General features: G+C 34.8%; 14 protein-coding genes. 10 read left to right on the top strand and 4 right to left on the bottom strand.

The window, feature by feature from the left end; genetic code table 11:
* Positions 1-273: 273 nt before the first annotated feature.
* The 3 genes from R9X47_RS11755 to R9X47_RS11745 are packed head-to-tail and all read left to right on the top strand — an operon-like array spanning position 274 to position 3647.
* Positions 274-1443 carry an AAA family ATPase gene (locus R9X47_RS11755; protein ID WP_432667022.1) on the top strand — a complete coding sequence of 390 codons (1170 nt, stop codon included), beginning with the start codon at positions 274-276 and terminating at the stop codon, positions 1441-1443.
* Between the two features lie 13 nt (positions 1444-1456).
* Positions 1457-2815 (top strand): vWA domain-containing protein, encoded by a 1359-nt coding sequence (locus R9X47_RS11750; RefSeq protein ID WP_432667021.1) that lies wholly within the window; start codon positions 1457-1459, stop codon positions 2813-2815.
* A gap of 13 nt (positions 2816-2828) precedes the next feature.
* The gene (locus R9X47_RS11745; RefSeq protein WP_432667019.1) at positions 2829-3647 is read left to right on the top strand and encodes a pentapeptide repeat-containing protein; all 819 of its coding nucleotides are present in this window, start codon (positions 2829-2831) and stop codon (positions 3645-3647) included.
* Between the two features lie 232 nt (positions 3648-3879).
* Here the strand turns inward: R9X47_RS11745 and R9X47_RS11740 are convergent, their stop codons facing one another.
* Both R9X47_RS11740 and R9X47_RS11735 read right to left on the bottom strand, forming a co-directional pair.
* Positions 3880-4824 carry an alpha/beta fold hydrolase gene (locus R9X47_RS11740; protein ID WP_432667018.1) on the bottom strand — a complete coding sequence of 315 codons (945 nt, stop codon included), beginning with the start codon at positions 4822-4824 and terminating at the stop codon, positions 3880-3882.
* A gap of 91 nt (positions 4825-4915) precedes the next feature.
* Complete coding sequence (locus R9X47_RS11735; RefSeq protein ID WP_432667017.1) at positions 4916-5845, bottom strand: helix-turn-helix transcriptional regulator; 930 nt, start codon at positions 5843-5845, stop codon at positions 4916-4918.
* 461 nt (positions 5846-6306) lie between these two features.
* Between R9X47_RS11735 and R9X47_RS11730 the strand changes: the two genes are divergently transcribed.
* Entirely contained in the window at positions 6307-7443 is a 1137-nt protein-coding gene (locus R9X47_RS11730; RefSeq protein WP_432667016.1) for an acyl-CoA dehydrogenase family protein, read from the top strand.
* 310 nt (positions 7444-7753) lie between these two features.
* Here R9X47_RS11730 and R9X47_RS11725 read toward each other — a convergent pair whose 3' ends face one another.
* The gene (locus tag R9X47_RS11725; RefSeq protein WP_432667014.1) at positions 7754-8116 is read right to left on the bottom strand and encodes a hypothetical protein; all 363 of its coding nucleotides are present in this window, start codon (positions 8114-8116) and stop codon (positions 7754-7756) included.
* Between the two features lie 577 nt (positions 8117-8693).
* Between R9X47_RS11725 and R9X47_RS11720 the strand changes: the two genes are divergently transcribed.
* From R9X47_RS11720 to R9X47_RS11710, 3 genes are all read left to right on the top strand, one after another.
* Positions 8694-9476, top strand: coding sequence for a nitroreductase family protein (locus tag R9X47_RS11720; protein WP_432667013.1), 783 nt, complete (start codon positions 8694-8696; stop codon positions 9474-9476).
* A 104-nt stretch (positions 9477-9580) separates the two neighbouring features.
* The gene (locus tag R9X47_RS11715; protein WP_432667623.1) at positions 9581-10570 is read left to right on the top strand and encodes an MBL fold metallo-hydrolase; all 990 of its coding nucleotides are present in this window, start codon (positions 9581-9583) and stop codon (positions 10568-10570) included.
* Between the two features lie 22 nt (positions 10571-10592).
* Positions 10593-12224, top strand: coding sequence for a YegS/Rv2252/BmrU family lipid kinase (locus R9X47_RS11710; protein ID WP_432667012.1), 1632 nt, complete (start codon positions 10593-10595; stop codon positions 12222-12224).
* 107 nt (positions 12225-12331) lie between these two features.
* Here the strand turns inward: R9X47_RS11710 and R9X47_RS11705 are convergent, their stop codons facing one another.
* Positions 12332-14047, bottom strand: a complete 1716-nt coding sequence (locus R9X47_RS11705; RefSeq protein ID WP_432667011.1) for a sigma-54 interaction domain-containing protein — start codon at positions 14045-14047, stop codon at positions 12332-12334.
* A gap of 411 nt (positions 14048-14458) precedes the next feature.
* On the opposite strand from R9X47_RS11705, the gene R9X47_RS11700 reads away from it, so the two are divergent.
* From R9X47_RS11700 to R9X47_RS11690, 3 genes are read left to right on the top strand one after another with little or no spacing between them, the layout of a single operon-like run.
* The gene (locus tag R9X47_RS11700; RefSeq protein ID WP_432667009.1) at positions 14459-15244 is read left to right on the top strand and encodes an aspartate/glutamate racemase family protein; all 786 of its coding nucleotides are present in this window, start codon (positions 14459-14461) and stop codon (positions 15242-15244) included.
* Between the two features lie 27 nt (positions 15245-15271).
* The gene (locus tag R9X47_RS11695) at positions 15272-16738 is read left to right on the top strand and encodes an aromatic amino acid ammonia-lyase (protein ID WP_432667008.1); all 1467 of its coding nucleotides are present in this window, start codon (positions 15272-15274) and stop codon (positions 16736-16738) included.
* 15 nt (positions 16739-16753) lie between these two features.
* A complete protein-coding gene (locus R9X47_RS11690) occupies positions 16754-18067 on the top strand; it encodes an aromatic amino acid lyase (protein ID WP_432667006.1) in 1314 nt (437 codons plus the stop codon).
* The last annotated feature ends 171 nt before the right edge of the window (positions 18068-18238 follow it).

Below are 18238 nucleotides of genomic sequence, written 5' to 3'. Positions count from 1 at the left end.
ACTTTTTCAGCAATCTATAATCGAATCCCCAGTTATAGTCACATTACAATTCGATAAATGACCTTAACAAAAATCCAGATCAGTTTTCTGGATTTTTTTGTTTGAGGTTATTTTTCGAAGAAAAATCTTATCTAAAGAGTGTGTTTGGTGTTCCAAAGTTTCTCATTTCAATTCTGAAGAAAAGAGTAAATCCTATAATATTGCAAGAAATGGTTGGATAAAATAGTAGTAGACAAAATTCAAATTAAAATATTATAGGAAGAGTTGATCTATATGCATCCAAGAATGCTTGTAAAAAGCCTTAAGGAGTTTGTTATAAATACCTCCATAACTCCCTTGATCTGGGGAGCCCATGGCATTGGCAAATCTCAAATAGCTTATCAACTAGTAGATGTTCTATCTAAGGAAACGGCGAAGGAATGGGGGATCGTGGAACTACGTATCGGTACCCAAGAGTTGTCGGATCTTATTGGAATTCCCAAAATAAGAACCGTAAAGGTCGAATACAGAGATTCAGAGACTAAAGAAACTATAAAAGATGAATTATATGAAACTGATTGGACTAACACCAGTTGGTTCCCTTCCGTATATAAAGTCGAAAAGAGATTGATTCCTGAAAATGGGATTGTATTTCTTGATGAAATCAATAGAGGTGGAATGCAAGAAACCCAAGCTTTGTTCCAGTTTGTATTAGACAGAAGACTTCACACACATCTACTTGCTCCAGGATGGAAAATAATCGCTGCTGCAAACCCACCGAGTGATGAGTATCTCGTAAATGATTTCGACGATGCCCTCATGGATCGCTTTTGTCATCTTGAGCTTTATCCTAGTGTTGATGACTGGTTAATACATGCTAGTGACAATGAATTTGACGAATCAATTGTCGAATATATAAACGTGCAGAGGGACATGCTTTTTATACGCTCCAAGAATACTAGTGAAATCATTCCCAAAATCAATCCATCTCCAAGGGCTTGGGAGATGTTGAGTGTAATTAGGAAGAAGTGTGAATTTCCTCAAGAAATTCTCATGGAGGTTTATGCGGGCTTAGTTGGACCAACAGCCGCAGCTTCATATATGAGCTTTATTCGTAATAACTATGATAGCCCCGTAATGGCTAAGGAAATAATGAAGAACTATGACAAGGTTGAAAATAAAATAAAATTAGCCGTAAAGAATAATAAGCTTGATCAAATAAATTTAACTATAAAAAGTCTAATCAGCTATTGTGGAGATGAAAATAATGAGTTCAGCGTAGAAAATTTCTATAGATTTTGGAGTGATATACCAAGGGACTTAAGAGTCACTATTCTATTATCCTTAATTGAGTTTGATCATATTAATATCCTTCTAAATTCCCATGATGAGCTTATAAAAGAGATAACGAGAATGATGGAGAGAATACGAAATCAAGATTTAACTAAAAAGGTTATCATATAGTGGAGATGTTAATATGAAATTTGTTGAAGATGCAATAATATATCTTATTGAAGATTATCCCTTCTATGCTCATTTGCTAAGTAGGATCAAAAAGATTGTTGATGATAGAGTGGAGCTTGCTGGAGTAGGTGTTCGAAAAGGACAAATACTTCTATATATAAATCCATTTGTATTCAACCAGCTTACCATAGAAAATAGAGCTAAGATTTTAAAGCATGAAATATTACATCTATTAGCATTACATATAACAAGGCAGGGTGAAAGAGAAGACTCTCTGTGGAATATATCCTGTGATATTACTGTAAATCAACATATATTAGGTATACCCATAAAGCAAAAAGTAAACTTGAAAGAAATAAAGAAGAATACTAAATCATGTGAAATAAAAGAAGAATTTAAAGAAAGGGAGTTAGGAGGATATACATTTGATAGGGTTGAGGGACCCGATGGGAATTATATAAAGCTACCTCCAAGGCTTTTCTCGGAAGAATATTATAACTTGATTAAGAAAGAATACACAAATCAACAAGAGGTAAATTCTAAAAACAGTTTTTCTCATACATATCCACAGCAAAATGAGTGTAATCAGCAGGAAAATCAGAATGAGAATAGTGGAGAAAATGATACTGACCCTCAAAAGCGCTCTCAAATAAAAGGAGAATGTCGTAGTGCCAATAATATTCATCCAACCTGGAAGGACTCAGATGGAATACCTGATGATATTGTGGAAGCCATAATAAAGGAAGCGATAGAGGATACAATAAACAAATCCAAATGTGAAGTTCCAAATGAAGCGAAAGCCTTTGTAGATAAATTGATGGAAAGTAAGACTAACTGGAAATATATATTGAGGATGTTTGTAGCTAAGCATGTGAGCTATAACAGGTATAGCACATTTCGAAAAACAAATAGAAGATTATATGATTTGAATAACATTGGATTTAAAGACCGCTATGTAAGTAAAGATATTTGTTTACCAAGTTTTAAATATCAAAGGATACCAAATCTAGTTGTTGCAATAGATACATCTGCATCAGTAGGAGAGGAAGAACTTAATGCCTTTGCGGCGGAGATAATAAAAATAAGAAAGGAACAGACAAAGGTACATATAGTTGAATGTGATGCTGTAATTCAAAGGTCTTATGATCTAAAGAGAGAATTGAAGCCTGAATTTAAAGGTCGTGGTGCTACGGATTTTAGACCAGTATGGAGATATATACAGGAAAAGAAGCTGAGGCCCGATGGAATCATATATTTAACCGATGGAGATGGTCAGGCGCCGATCAATTCGAAAATTCCAACATTATGGACCCTTGTCCCCGATGGACAAAAACCGTGTGATTGGGGTAAAGCCATTGAAATAGATATATAGGGGAGAGAGGTATATGGATTATAAAGATATCTTGAAAGAAAAATATTGGACCCGATATGAAAGCTGTGACTTCAGTAATCTTAAGCTGATAGATACTTTTAAGGATGATTTTGTTAAAAGTAATGAGAAGAACAAAAAAGTTGTATTGGATATTAAATTATTAGATCTCGAAGGCTTTGACCTAAGACAATGTGATTTTAGAGGAGTTGATATTTCCTCCTTAAATCCTCAAAAAATATACGATAAAAACTTAGAAGGATGTAATCTGGAAGGTCAACATCTGTCTAACTGGAATTTCAAAGATGTTGTTGTCTGGGGATGTGATTTTAGGAATATAGATAAACTGAATTTAGATCCACAAAAGGTATATTATAAGAACCTATGGGGATGTAATTTTGAAGGACAAGATCTATCCAACTGGGATTTTTCTGGAGTTAATATTGTTAGATGTAACTTTAAAAACTCAAATATATCCTCTTTAAATCCTCAAGAAGTATGGAATAAAAATTTATATGAATGCAATTTTGAAAATCAGAATTTATCAGGATGGAATTTTAGAAATGTAAATGTATCAGGTTGCAATTTTAAGGACTCAAATATTTCTTCACTAGATCCTAAGGAAGTGTTAGGAAAATCTCTAGTAAACTGTAGAATAGAGAATCAGGATCTTAATAGTTGGGAGTTTAAGGAGGTTAATATAAGCTTTTGCGAGTTTATTGGATGTAATATTCGATTAACTAACATTCATAAAGCTAAGGGTGTTGAATATGCATACTTTAATGACTGCATACTGCCAGTTGCATTAATATTAAAGAGGTACAAGACTGGCTAATAAAGGGGGTGTCTCACGAGAAGCCTATGAGACAGCTCCCTTTACTTTATTGTAAATAAAAAATAATACCCAAAATCCTTTTAACAATTCCTTTGTTATTTATCTTTCCTTATTCCGTAATATTTTTATTATTTTTTCGCAAGGTTGGAATTTTTAGCCCTTCTTCAGATGAAGCGATCAATATTCCAAGCCTTCTTAATCGAGTTTCTTCTTTTTTGGCTGTTGAAGAAAATTACATCTCCCATTGTTCCAACCATTTTAAAATCACTTGGTTTGTTTCTACTGGCTTTTCTTGCTGGATCCAATGACCGCAATCTAGATTTACCACTTCAACATTGGGTACGAACTCTGTTAGTTTTTCAGACTTCGGGATCCCATCCCGGTCGCCATAAATCATGAGTGTGGGCTGTTGGATGATAGGGTTTACGTCTGCCAATAAATGCCAGTTGCGATCAAGGTTTCTGTACCAATTTATACTCCCTGTGAACCCTGATGATTCGAAGGCAGAGACAAAAACGGCCAGTTCGCTGTCACTCATTATGGGTTCACCGAATGGTGTTTCTTCTCTAGCGAGATTGATCAACGCCATACCCGGCTGAGGCTCTCTAAATGGCTCATTCTTTCGGTACAAGTTGCGAAGAAACTGGGATGTATTTTCTTCGAATACAGCGTCTGCGACGCCTGGCTTTCGATTGAAGTGGACAAAATAGTTGTCAGCACCAAGTATATCTTCTATAAACTCGACCCAGGGTTTTTCTCCTCGATCTTGGTAAGGCAAACTCAGGTTTATCACTTTATTTACACGGTTTGGATGCAATAAGGTCAGTCCCCAAACGACATTTGCACCCCAATCATGACCGACAAAGATAGCATCCTCGTATCCGTAGTGATCGAGAAGTGCGATGAGATCACCCGACAAGTGTTCAATGTCATAATCGGTTACTTCAGTTGGGCTGGATGAGTTGCCATAACCCCGTTGGTTTGGGACGATGACATGGTAGCCTGCTTCGACAAGGGCGGGCACCTGATAGCGCCAAGAAAAGGCATGTTCTGGCCAACCATGACAGAGTACAATAGGTTTTCCTACATTTTGTCGGCCTGCTTCAAAGACTTCGAGTTCCACACCGTTGACTGAAATAAGGGTAGGCTTGGGAAAATCAGTTTTATTAATCATCATATTACCTCCTATAATAACTGTACTAAAAAATTGTTACAGTTAGTATAGCATAGTGGTGTGACACCAGTATGTCAGGTTTGAAAAAATAATTTTATTGATATTTTTCATGCATCGATTTTATTCTAGATGCAACAGCTCGGCGTACCCTTTCAGGACCTAGCACTTCTACGTGTTCGCCAAAACTGAATATCAATGCGAAATACCATTCCTTCTCTGGAAATTGTGCAGTCACAATCAGTTCACCTGTGTTCAGAATTTCAATATTTTCTTTGTCAAAAATATCTTCAACTCGGCTCCTCACCTGGGGTACGAATTTTAATGTAATGTTGGTCAAAGAGACCTGCTTCTTTGATGCCTCTTCAATTTCTTGATATGACTTTTCCCTACGCTTGAATAGTACATCTTCAACCTGTAAGTCAATAATGCGTGAAATCCTGAACACCCTGAAATCTGTTTTTAAGTGACAATAGCCAAACAAGTACCATGTATAACCTTTAAAGATTAATGACATCGGTTCTATCTGCCTTGTACTTGTTTCGTTCGCATAGTTTCTATATGTAATTGTGATCAATTGCGATTGAGTGATAGCGTTCCGGATGCTTTTGATCAGCTGTTTCTGCTTTGCGGTGAACCCCCAAGGCTGCACACCAATTATGATTTGTTCCATATGGAGGTCGAAATGATGTGTTTTATCCTGTGGAATAAGATTTCGCAGTTTTTCTATGGATGATTCAAGCTCAACATCCTCAAGAGTTGAGTTAACACCTTTAAGTGCTGAAAGTATGGAACACAAATTGCTTAGTGTCAGCAACTGATGGTTTAATTTATAATTCTCCATAATACCAAAACCGCCATTATTCCCAGGGTAAGATATAATTGGAATACCAGCCATGTTAATAGCTTCAATGTCTCTGTAAACCGTTCGAACTGAAACTTCAAACTTTTCCGCAAGTTCTTTTGCCGATATTCGACTTCTATTAAGTAACATAACAATGATTGTCAGCATACGGTCTATTTTCATATTCATCTCCTTAATATATGTTTGGCATATTCTAGAGTATAAGTTATTTTTGTCAAAACATTTTTTAACATATCATGCTTATGATCGCTGAACGTTTTGATACCATGTAATATGTATAATATTATTTATTATCTTGCTACTATCTTTTTTATACCTTAAATTTCGCGTCAATTACTTTTCTTTTACAAACAAAGAAATTTCATAAAGATTTTTGTGTCTTACTGTTCCAGTTTATCATATATGCCGACTTTTTTTGTAAGCAAAACCAAAGGATTGTTTTTTGTTGAAGTGATTTCCCGGAGAGGTTTTACTAAAATGGAGAGGTTCGATGTCTCAGCGTTTTTATTTATTAGGAAAAGATGCATAAGTATGAAGGATTTAGAAAATAAATGTCAAATGAATCTAAAATAAGTAAATTGAAATCGTGCTAGTGTTTTTCAATAAAAGGTGGGGTGGGTTTCATGAACTATGACTTAACTATTGAGCAAGAGATGATCAAAAAGCTTATTAGAGAATTTACAGAAAAAGAAATAGCACCATATGATGAAGAGATGGACAGGACAGGAGAATTCCCCTGGGAAATCATAAAAAAGATGAAAGATGCAGAGCTATTTGGAATATCATTTCCTGAAGAATACGGAGGAGCAGGTGGAGATGAAATATGTGAAGCCATTGTATTAGAAGAGATGGCTAGAGGGAGTGCTAGTACAGCGATCACCTTGGATACCCATATGCTTTGTGCAACAGCAATACTTACCTTCGGAACTGAAGAACAAAAGAAAAAATATTTACCAGATTTGGTATCAGGAAATAAACTTGGAGCCTTTGCATTAACTGAACCTTCAGCTGGTTCAGATGTTGGTGGTATTCAGTCGAAGGCAGTCTTAGAAGGTAGTGAATATATATTAAATGGTCAAAAGGCGTGGATTACAAATGCCCATGTTGCAGATGTATTTGTGGTGGCTGCACTGACGAACCCTAGTTTAGGAACAAGGGGAATCAGTTGTTTTATAATAGAGAAGGATTTTTCAGGATTTATGCTAGGGAACAAAGAGGACAAGATGGGTATAAGGGGATCTGATACAGGTGAATTAATTTTTGATAATTGTAAAATTCCAAAAGAGAACCTCTTGGGTGAAGAAGGAATGGGATTTAAAATCGCTATGATAAGCCTTGATAGTGGGAGAATCGGCATAGGAGCCATAGGAGTTGGGATAGCACAGCATGCCATGGAAGAAGCTATAAAATATGCTAGGGAAAGAAAGGCATTTGGGAGGACAATCTCACAATTGCAGGCTATACAATTTAAAATCGCAGATATGGTAACGGGTATAGAAGCATCAAGGGCATTAGTTTATAAAGCGGCTTACAAGAAAAAGAATCATGAAAAATTTACATTGGATTCAGCTATGGCTAAATTAATGGCATCGGAGGTTGCTATGAAGACCACGAAGGATGCCATACAGGTATTTGGTGCCTATGGATATAGTAGAGAATATCCTATGGAAAGATTAATGAGGGATGCAAAGGTTTTAGAAATCGGAGAGGGGACTTCTGAAGTCCTAAGAATGTTAATCGGAAGTAAAGCCCTAAGATAGGAGGTTTTGACCTTGAATATATTTGTATGTATCAAACAATCTTGAATGTTTGTGATTATGGAATAGTGGGTGATGCTACTAAGGTAGTTAATATTTTTATAAAAGAGTTTAAGGATAAAATTATATAAGATAGACAAAGATCTAGGGACATCGAATCCTTTCATTTTGGTCAGATTTCTCTTCAAGAAATGGCCCAAATAAAGAAATGCTAGATTTATTAGATTCTAGCATTTTTAGTATTCAAACAACAATATTCTTCAACATAGTTAAATTTCTATTGGTTTAATACATTTGTATATTATCTGTGTACCTAATAAATTTTATAGATAACTAGATATTCTTCATCCTTATCTACCTTATTGCTGCAGCGTATACATTCTAAATCACGAGGTATTTCTTCGAAGGATTCATATATGGTGTCCTGATAGGTGCTGCACATCCTACACTTAACCTCATATTTCTCTTTAATCAGGCCTTCGTCCTTCAAAAATCTTAACATCTTATAAACAATGTCCGAGGTTGTATCCAGTTCCTTCATGACATATCCAGGGTAGATCAACATCTCTTTGCCTGAATACTTCAGCATAGTCATAAATTTATCAGTTCTTTCTTCATCTAACAAATGGTTATCTTTAATATATTTCTCCAGATTTAATAGATTAAACTTTTTCAAAATACTTCCCCCTTAAACTATCTCTATATGCATAAATTTAATAAAACACTTCTTTGCTGTGTAGAACAGCTTTTTCTTTATTTTTTTATTTCTCTATTTTTTTTAATGACCTATGCTAGTGAATATTGTTGTTATGAAAAACAGAAAGAACATTGATCTGAATCAGGTTGCCGATGTTAGATTAATTTTGAAAGATAGGGTTTGGATGTATTTTTGATAAGTGAGCAAATTGCATAATTACAATCCTAAAAAACTTACTATTATATATAGTCTTAAATTCTCCAGAGCCATACCTCATTTATTATGCAATTGTACCAAGTTAGAAGTATGGAATTGTCTAAAGTATCTTAATTATATAGTAGTAAATTTATATATATAAGTCAACTGAGAACATTAGAGGAAACAATAAGCCGACTTGTATAATATTGTATGAAAAATAGCAAGGGATTATGATTTCAAAGCTTTGAATAGATATAATTTCCTTTATGGATTTCAAAAAAGTTAACCTTGATAACTTTATTGAATATTTTCTATTTTGCTCAAAATTGTCTTATAATATAAGTTGAGGGGTGATAATATGAATAAAACGTTGGACTTACTAAAAAACAGAATGTCATTAAGAAAATATGATGAAAGACCCATTAGTGAAGCGGATTTAGATTTAATACTAGAAGGGGCAATGAGGGCACCAACGGCAGGGAATATGATGATGTACTCTATACTGGTAATAAAGGATGAAGAGAAAAGGAAAAGATTGAGCGAAACCTGCGATAATCAACCGTTTATAGCAAAGGCACCGGTATCATTGATATTCTTAGCAGATATGGAAAGAATATGTGACTACTTTACATATAGTGAGGTAAAGGAATTTTGCCAAGAAAAGAATATGGAGTACAGGGAACCGGGTTTTGCAAGCCTATTTTTAGCAGTAAGCGATGCCCTTATAGCAGCACAAAACGCTGTCGTGGCAGCTGAATCATTAGGTGTAGGCTCCTGCTATATTGGAGATATCATGGAAAATTATGAAGTTCATAGGGAGTTACTGAATCTACCGGATAGAGTATTCCCAATAGGCATGCTTTGCTTAGGATATTATCCGGAGGGAGCAAAGAGAATAATAACTCCAAGATTTGATAAAGAGTATATTGTATTTGATGAAGAATATAGACATTTAACTGACGATGAATTCAAAGAAATGTATAAAGAGCGTGAAAAAAGAGTTACTCCTCAAAATGTACATGGAGCAACAAATTTTGGACAGATGCTCTACTCAAGGAAATTTGGGTCTGAGTTTTTTGAGGAAATGGAGAGGTCTATAGGGGTTATTATTGAGCAGTGGATGGGGAAAAGAAAAAGGTAGAAAAATCCATTGGCTCATATGAATTATCTCAGCTAAACTTGACAAATTAATCCAAATAAAAGAAACTAAGAATGAAACTAAAGACGAATGATGAAGGTGATAAAATGGCAATAGAGGTTTATCCAAATATATATAGACACGAAATTCCATTACCGGGCAATCCTTTGAAGGCGATTCACAGCTATTTTATATTATCGGAGGATAGAAACCTGATTATTGATACGGGTTTTAATAGGAAGGAATGCAAAGATGCTTTTATGGAGGGGATAAACGAGCTTAACATTGATCTTAATAAGACAGATTTGCTCATTACCCACCTACACTCAGATCACTCAGGCCTTGCTGCAGAATTAAGTAAGGATGGTGTAAATGTATATGTAGGTAAGATAGATGGCAAAATGATCAATGATATGTCGGTAGATGAGTATTGGCAAAGGTTTAAAGAATATGCTGTAATGTTTGATCTTGCAAAGGACAATATAGCCTTTGACGATCATCCAGGGTACAAATATTGTCCAAAGGATAAAATAGAGTTCGTAGGTCTTGTAGAGGGGGATGTAATAAATGTTGGAGATTACTCCTTTGAAGTAAAAGATATTCCTGGTCATACCCCTGGGCATATTGGACTATATGATAGAAAACATAAGATATTCTTTGGTGGAGATCATATCTTGGACAAGATTACTCCAAATATAGCATTTTGGGGATTTGAGCAGGATATATTATTCGTTTATTTTGATAGCCTGAGAAGGGTTTATGAGTACGATATCGACTATCTTTTTTCAGCTCATAGAAATATAGTGAAGGACCATAAGAAGCGAATAGATGAACTTTTTGAGCATCATGAGGAACGTCTTAATGAAATTAAAGAAATTATTAAGAATGGGAAAATGACAGTTAGAGATATAGCTTCAAAAATGCATTGGAGTCTTAGATGTAACGTGTGGGAAGAATTCCCGAATCCTCAAAAATGGTTTGCATCGGGAGAAGCCATGTCTCACTTAGAGCATTTAGTTTGCATTGGAGAGGCTGAGAAAACTGAGGAAAACGGGATGTTATATTACGGGTTAAATATTGAAAAATATAAGCGCTAGACTATTATGGGGGAGGACTCACATGAAAGTATTACTAATTTACAATCCTATATCAGGAAGTGGAATCTTCAAGAATTACTTGGATTATATAATTGAAAAATTTCAAGAGAAGGGTTTTCAGATAATACCCTATAGAATAAGTAATAACGATACTTTAGACAATATACTTTCAAACCTTGATGAAAGTGAATACACAAAGATATTGATTGCTGGTGGAGACGGAACGATAAATAGGATCGTTAATAGGCTTATAAAGCACGATATTAATTTACCTATTGGAATATTCCCTGTTGGAACTGCCAATGACTATGCACAGTATTTCAACTTACCTAAAACTATTGAGGAAATGACTGAGATACTTTTGAGGGATAACTATACCTACTGTGATATAGGTCTTGCCAATGATAAGTATTTTATCAATGTAGCGAGCCTAGGCTTTCTAATTGATATTAGCCAAAAAACCGATACGAAATTTAAGAATAATCTAGGTGTCCTAGCTTACTACTTAAAAGGAATAGAAGAGCTCCCTAATCTTAAACCGATAAATGTAAAGGTTACTGCTAAAGACATTGAGTTTGAAGATGAAATTTATTTTATGCTTATTATGAATGGAAAATCCGCTGGCGGTTTTAAGAAAATAGCTCCTCTTTCTTCTTTGAGTGATGGTTTATTAGATGTATTTATATTTAAAAAATGTCCATCCTTTGAATTGGTACCATTAATGCTTAAGGTTGTTAATGGAGAACACTTTAATAGTAACCATGTTATCTATTTTCAAACCGATGAACTAGTTATTGATTGCGATAGACAGGTAGGAACAGATTTGGATGGGGAAAAGGGTAGTAGTTTTCCACTAAACATCAAAGTTGTTCCTCGGAAATTGAAAATAAATACTAGAGGTAATAATGAAGATGGTTTTTCACCTGACAGAGCATTTAGCTTTTATGATGTAAAAAGTGCCTGTGAGCAGATTTCAAAGGGAGTTATAAAGGAACTTAAAAGACCTCTATCGGAAATAGGTAATACAAGAAATACTGCAAAGGATTTAAAGAATCTTATTACAGATTTACCTAGACACAACACCTTTAGCTATGTTAATAAAAAATCTCTAAACGAAGAATATTTTGAAACTGCCGAAAAAACCCTAGATAACGGATATGTATATATAGTTCTTTCTAGCACAGGAAGTGCAGCAGGTAAGTTAATTGGTAAGGTAACGAAAAAAGAATATGCCCATGCATCAATATCATTTGATGAAGACTTAAAGACCATTATAAGCTATAATGGGGGAGAAAATATTTACTCCCCAGGGCTGAACCAAGAGATGATAGAGTTTTTTAATAAAAAGCCCGACGCAAATATTATAGTTTATAGAGTAAAAGCAAGTGGAGAACAGAAGAAAAAGATATTAGAAGAGATTAAAAAGATAAACGATCAAGGAAGCTCTTACAATATTTTAGGACTCTTCTTACCATATTCCCATAAAAGCAACATAATGTTCTGCTCTCAATTTGTCTATACAATGCTAAAGCTCGGAGGGTTAGACTACTTTGATAAAAAGTCTGAAGAGGTTAAACCGACAGATTTTGTGGAACTTGACTATGAAAGAAAGCTAGAGTATTGTACTAAAATTTTCGTAAAAGACATGTTATAAGATAAATCTTGTCGAAACAGAGATGTCTAAAAAGGACAAAGTTTTGAAAATAATAGGGCTGATCTCATGAGATATACTTGTGAGTCAGCCTTTTGTCTTTAGTTTATTTATGCATTTTTTCGAGGTCTTTCTAGTTTAAGCTTTCTTATACGATATTGAAGGTTTTGTCGTGCAATGCCAAGCTCTCTAGCAGATCGAGAAACATTCCAATCAAAAGCATCTAAGGCATTTAAAATTGTTGTTCTTTCTGCTTGTTCAAGGGCTACTGAAAGATTATCAATACTAGGTTTTTGATATGAGACTTTCTGTGCTCCAAATATAGATATCAAATTTTCAGGCAAGTGCTTTAGCATCAGAGTATCTTCACAATCAACCATAGTCATTGCAGACTCTATAACATGTTCCAATTCTCTGACGTTTCCAGGCCAATTATAATTACTAAGCATTACTTTTAAATCGCTTGATACAGAGATGATAGGCTTACCATATTTCATAGCAAAGTCCTTAATAAAGTATTCTATAAGCATAGGAATGTCTTCAGGTCTTTTCCTAAGTGGAGGTATTTCTAGAGAAATTACAGCTAATCTAAAATATAAATCCTTTCTCAAAATTGACTTATTTATGCATTCTAGAGGATCTATATTTGTCGAACTCATAATTCGACACTCCACTGGCAGTTCTTCTTTTCCGCCTAGTTTTCTATATTTCTTTTCTTGGAGTACACGAAGGAGTTTAGCCTGTAGATTTAAAGGCATTGAATTTATTTCATCTAAAAATAATGTTCCTTGTCCCGCCTGTTCGAAGAGTCCTGTTGAATTAGTAGAGCCAGTAAATGAGCCCTTTACGGCTCCAAAAAGAAGGCTTTCCAATAGTGATTCTGGAATTGCTGCACAATTTATTGCAATAAAAGGGTGGTGCTTTGTTATAGGATTTTGATTATGGATGCCTTGGACAAAGAGTTCTTTGCCTGTTCCGGTTTCTCCGCATATAAGTATAGGGGACAATATTTTAGAAGCTATTTTAGCTTTTTTTAGAGCATTTCTTATTTCAGGGCTCTTACCGATGATATTATCTAAAGTAAATCGTGTATTATTCTGGGGATTGTCTATTAGAGTATTTTTTAAAAGGGGAGAATGATCCATTTGAAGTCGTTTCATCTGCTCTAAAAGCTCTTTTATAGTAGTCAAATTTCTACTGATAGAGTAGGTTGATATAATCTCACCATTTCTTAAAAGTGGATAGGTGCTTGCAGTAAGGTGGATCTCCTTTCCGTGTATTGTATGATATTTCTGATACCTGTCCATGATGGGACTCTGATTCTTAAGTACAGTAAGATGTTCACTGTTTTCTGGTTTTACATCATAGACTTCAGTTATATGTTTTCCAAGGATCTTTTGAGGGTTCAACCCTTCAAAGTTTTGCATTTGCTTATTGTAAAACCAAATTACTCCATTAGTATCCGATAACAGAACACCTTCATTTATAGAATTGAGTACCGTAGAGAAACAGTAATTTTCTCCTAGTGCACGATGCAGATCAGTACAATCTTCAATATAGACTATAAAATAACTTTCTCGTTCTATTACGCAGGACTTCAATTTAAGCTTTAAAACTTTATCTCTATATTTTACTTCCTCTTCTTCCTTTAAACTCTGTGGATTAGTATTAAGATTAAGGCAAATTGCTATGTCCTTAAAGCTAGTCAACTCATTAGAAAATAAGACATTAACAAGCTCATTCATATAAATTATCTCATAGCTGGTATCTAAGATAATAATTCCTTCATTAGCATTATTCAATACTTCTTTAAAAAGTGAAAGCAATTATCTCTTCCTCCCGATAAATAGTTTTAACCTAGATTATCCGTAGAAGATTTTTAAATTTTCTGTGAATAATTTTGGTTTAATAAGTATTCTCCAAGCTGTAAAAAATATCCTTCATTTTTTATAGAAAAAAATATTTGCAGTGCTAAGAAAATATGCACATATCTTCTTAGATTATATATTAAAATATGCAAAAAAAATATGCACGCAGAGGAATTAGAGTCGGTAAACTATTTGAAAAATGTGTAAAAATAAAGGCTTAAGCCATACTCGTAACTTGGCATGAATTTTGTGTATATATATTTCATGAAATTCAGCTAAGTTTGTAATCGTTGTGGTGACTCATTATATACTTGGTGTCGCACATATTCTGTAAGGGTGCTCAAAAAAATTATTGTAGGAGGAATTGATATGTATCAAAATCGTGACCTAGGAATTAATCACATAAGAGCAAGGAAAAACAGTATAGCTTCAGGAATGGGGTTAGGAATTATGCTGCTTGATGACATATATCCAGCATTTCCGGGGGATGTACGTAATCCAAGTGCTTTTCCATACCCGATCCAATATGAGATAGCAGAAGGAGTAGATAACTATACTCTTCTTTGGGCAGAGGATAAAAGCCCGTGTCTTGAACCTATTAAACGTGCTGCTAAAAAATTGGAGCGTATGGGATGCCGTGCTATTGCAGCTGAATGTGGATATTTTTCATACTTTCAGCAGGATATTGCAGGATATGTAGATGTACCAGTATTTATGTCTAGTTTACTTCAGGTTCCCTTTGCACAACAATTAATAGGTCCTAATAAATCCGTGGGAATTATGTGTGCCCATAAAAAGTTTTTAACCGATGCGCATTTGAAAAATGTTGGAATTGATCCTGATAGTAACTTGGTAATTGTAGGTGTTCAGGATGAATATGAGTGTCCACAGTTCGATTTGCTTTGGAATCCAGAAAAGCGCTCAGAAGTGCCTCAGTGCTATTTCGATGAAGCACAAAAGGATATGGTTAAAATCAGTAAGGATTTTTGTAAAACGAATCCTCAGGTTGGGGCAATATTACTTGAATGTACAGGATTTCAGCCATTTGCACGAGCAATTCAGCGGGAGGTAGACTTACCTATATTTAGTTGGGGAACATTATTGGATTACGCTTACTCAGTAGTAGCCCATAGAGAATATTATGGACATATATAATTTTAAGAAATGAAAGGAGAATGAAATATGGATACTCTATATTTAGATGGAACAAACCTAGAGTTAGATGTATTGTTTTCGGTTTTAGAAGGAAAGAACTATAAAATTGAAGTGACAAATGAAGCCCAGTTATCATCAGATACAGGACTATTTCATATTGAAGAATCAAATTTACTGTCTCGTGGAATAAGGGAGAAACAAATCAATCCCTTAGATATACCAAGAACATACGCTGTGAGCTATGGTAAGACTTTACCAAAGGAAGTAGGAAAGATAAGTTTAATTCTTTTGCTTAATTCAAGTATTAAACAGGCAAATAATTTGAGAAAAGATTTTATTAGTAGAATTTTAGATTTTATAAATTATGGAATATATCCGTGCATACATGAGGTGAACAATAACGAATTGTCTGCAATGAGTGAATTGGCTTTAATTCTTTCAGGTGAAAAGGGTACAACCTCCTTCTATAATGGAGAATATCATAATACAGACGAACTTCTTAAGGAGCTAAACCTAGAGAAACTAGAGTTTAATTTAAAAGAAGTTGCCTTTATAACAAAGCTTTGCTGCGTATCAGTGGCATTGTCAATACAAGCTCTAAGGGAGGCCAAGAAGTTAGCAAAAACTGCTGATATATGTATAGCGATGAATCTAGAAGGGATAAGAGGGGAAACTGGAGCTTTTGACAAAAGATTGCATGAACTGGCAAGACCTTTCGCGAATCAAATTATATCTGCTGAAAATACTAGAAGATTACTAGAAAACAGTGAGTTTACCACAGAAGAGGCAAGGATCACCTTTGGTGGAGATAAAGGAGCTAGATGTCAGGATGCAATAAGCTATAGGGCAACCCCACAAACCCATGGAGGAGTACGGGATACTATTCAGTGGCTAGAAGAGAACTTAAAAAGTGAGATAAACGATATTTCATACAGAATAAATCCTCTTATCGGATACTCCCTTGATCTTATGACCATTGCATTAGCTGATCTAGGCAATATAAGTGAGAGACGTAGCTTTAGATTGAATGATTCAAACTTGTCCTATGGACTTCCAATGAATTTAGTTGGAGAAAATCCAGGGTTTAATCATGGATTTCCTGTCATTCAAGCTGCAGCCACTGCCGTATTGGCAGAATTAAAGCTTTTAGCTCTACCAAGTACTTCAAGTTCAATAATAGATGGAAGAAATGATGGTTATAATTGTACCACTTATTCTTCAGCTCAAAAGACCTTAGAAGCAATGCCACTTTTAACGAAGGTATTGGCAATTGAAATGCTTATGACAGCTCAGGCAATGGATTTAGCCAAGGATAAATTAAAGGATTTTAAGTTTGGGAAGGGTACAACCGCTGCTATAGATGAATTTAGAAAGTACGTAGAAATGACAAGGATCAATAGATTTGCTGTGCCAGATATGGTGGAGGCGGATAGACTCGTGGCTGAAGCTGTGGTTTTAGATGCGGTTGAAAAAGCTATTGGAAGATTGAAGTAAGGGGGAGTAGACAATATGAAGAAATATTATATAGACGGTTATAACTTGACAATAGAAGATATTATTTTAGCCACAAAGGGAGAACTTGGGACAGTTTTCATGTCTGAGGAAGCCATAGAAAGGTGTAAAAACAGTAGGAACCAAATAGACAAATGGATGGAGAAGGATGCTCCCGTAGTTTATGGAGTGAATACAGGGCTTGGGAATTTAAAGGATACAGCATTATCACCGGAAGAACATTTAAAGTGGAATAAAACAATCCCGTATCCTCATGCTGTTGGTATGGGAGAACCCATAGATGGAGATATAACTAGAGCAGCTCTTCTTATAAGGGCGAATTTGCTATGCCGAGGTTACTCCGCAGTAAGACCTGCGTTGATACAGAGGATGTTAGACATTTTTAATGCAGGCATTTCTCCTGTAATTTTAGAGTTAGGTTCTACAGGTCTAAGTGACTTAGGACCCCTTGCACAAAGTGCGATGATTGTAGCGGGTTTGGAGGAGGCAGAGGTGTTTTATAAAGATAGAAGGGATAAAGCACAGACTATCTTTGCAGAAGTAGGGTTAGAACCGGTCTTCGAATTAGAGTGTAAGGAAGTTTTAGCTCAAATGAATGGTTCAACTATGACACAATCATTGGCTGTCTTTACCTACAGTATGCTTGAAAAATTAGTTAGAATCCATGAAGAAATTGAAGCTAATATAGATCCTAATAAAGATGACTCCTGCTATTCAAGAGAGAAGGTATCCATAGCAATAAATAATTCACTAAAATTTGTTTCAAATATTATAAACCTTGAAAATAATATAAGCTGTGATAATCCACTTCTTTTTGAAACAGAAAAAGGAAACTATGAACCAGTCATGGGGTGTAACTGCAGTAATACTCAGGTGGGATACGGTCTAGACTTACTAAATATACTTATAGCAGATATGTCAAATATAATATATGAAAACATAAGCTTAGCAGAGTGTGATAATCCGTCAGTAATGGGATTAAAGAATATGTCATTATCGATATTAACAAAGCTAAGGACCCTGTGTATGCCAGCCAGTGCCGATTCAATACCAACTAAGGGGAATCAGGAAGATCATGTAGAATTTAGTTATGGTGCAGCTAGAAAGGCCATGAAGGCTGTTAATCTATTTAAAACCCTTATATCCTATGAATTATGTTCAGTTTTTCTAAAGGATTCTTATGATGTTGATCAAATAACATCGAAAATGTTATCTCAAATCAAGAATAAGATAGGCGTGTTTAATAAAAATAGTACGATGACTGAAATGATAAAGGAAACTGAGAAATATATTAGTAACAGTATCATATAGGTTATATATAAAGTAAACCCATTCATGATTATGGAATATTATGGTACAATATAGTTGTACAAATTGTACATTGAATTTAGATAATATTTATATGAAAGGGGATGATGGCCATGAGGCGAGGACATAGATTAAATATTAAAGGTGATAGTGAGGTGATTTTAAAAATTTAGA

Origin of the sequence: Wukongibacter baidiensis (assembly GCF_050888315.1) — a bacterium.
In the GTDB taxonomy this organism is placed as follows: Bacteria; Bacillota; Clostridia; order Peptostreptococcales; family Caminicellaceae; genus Wukongibacter; species Wukongibacter baidiensis.
This window is presented reverse-complemented; position numbering and strand designations above follow the sequence as displayed.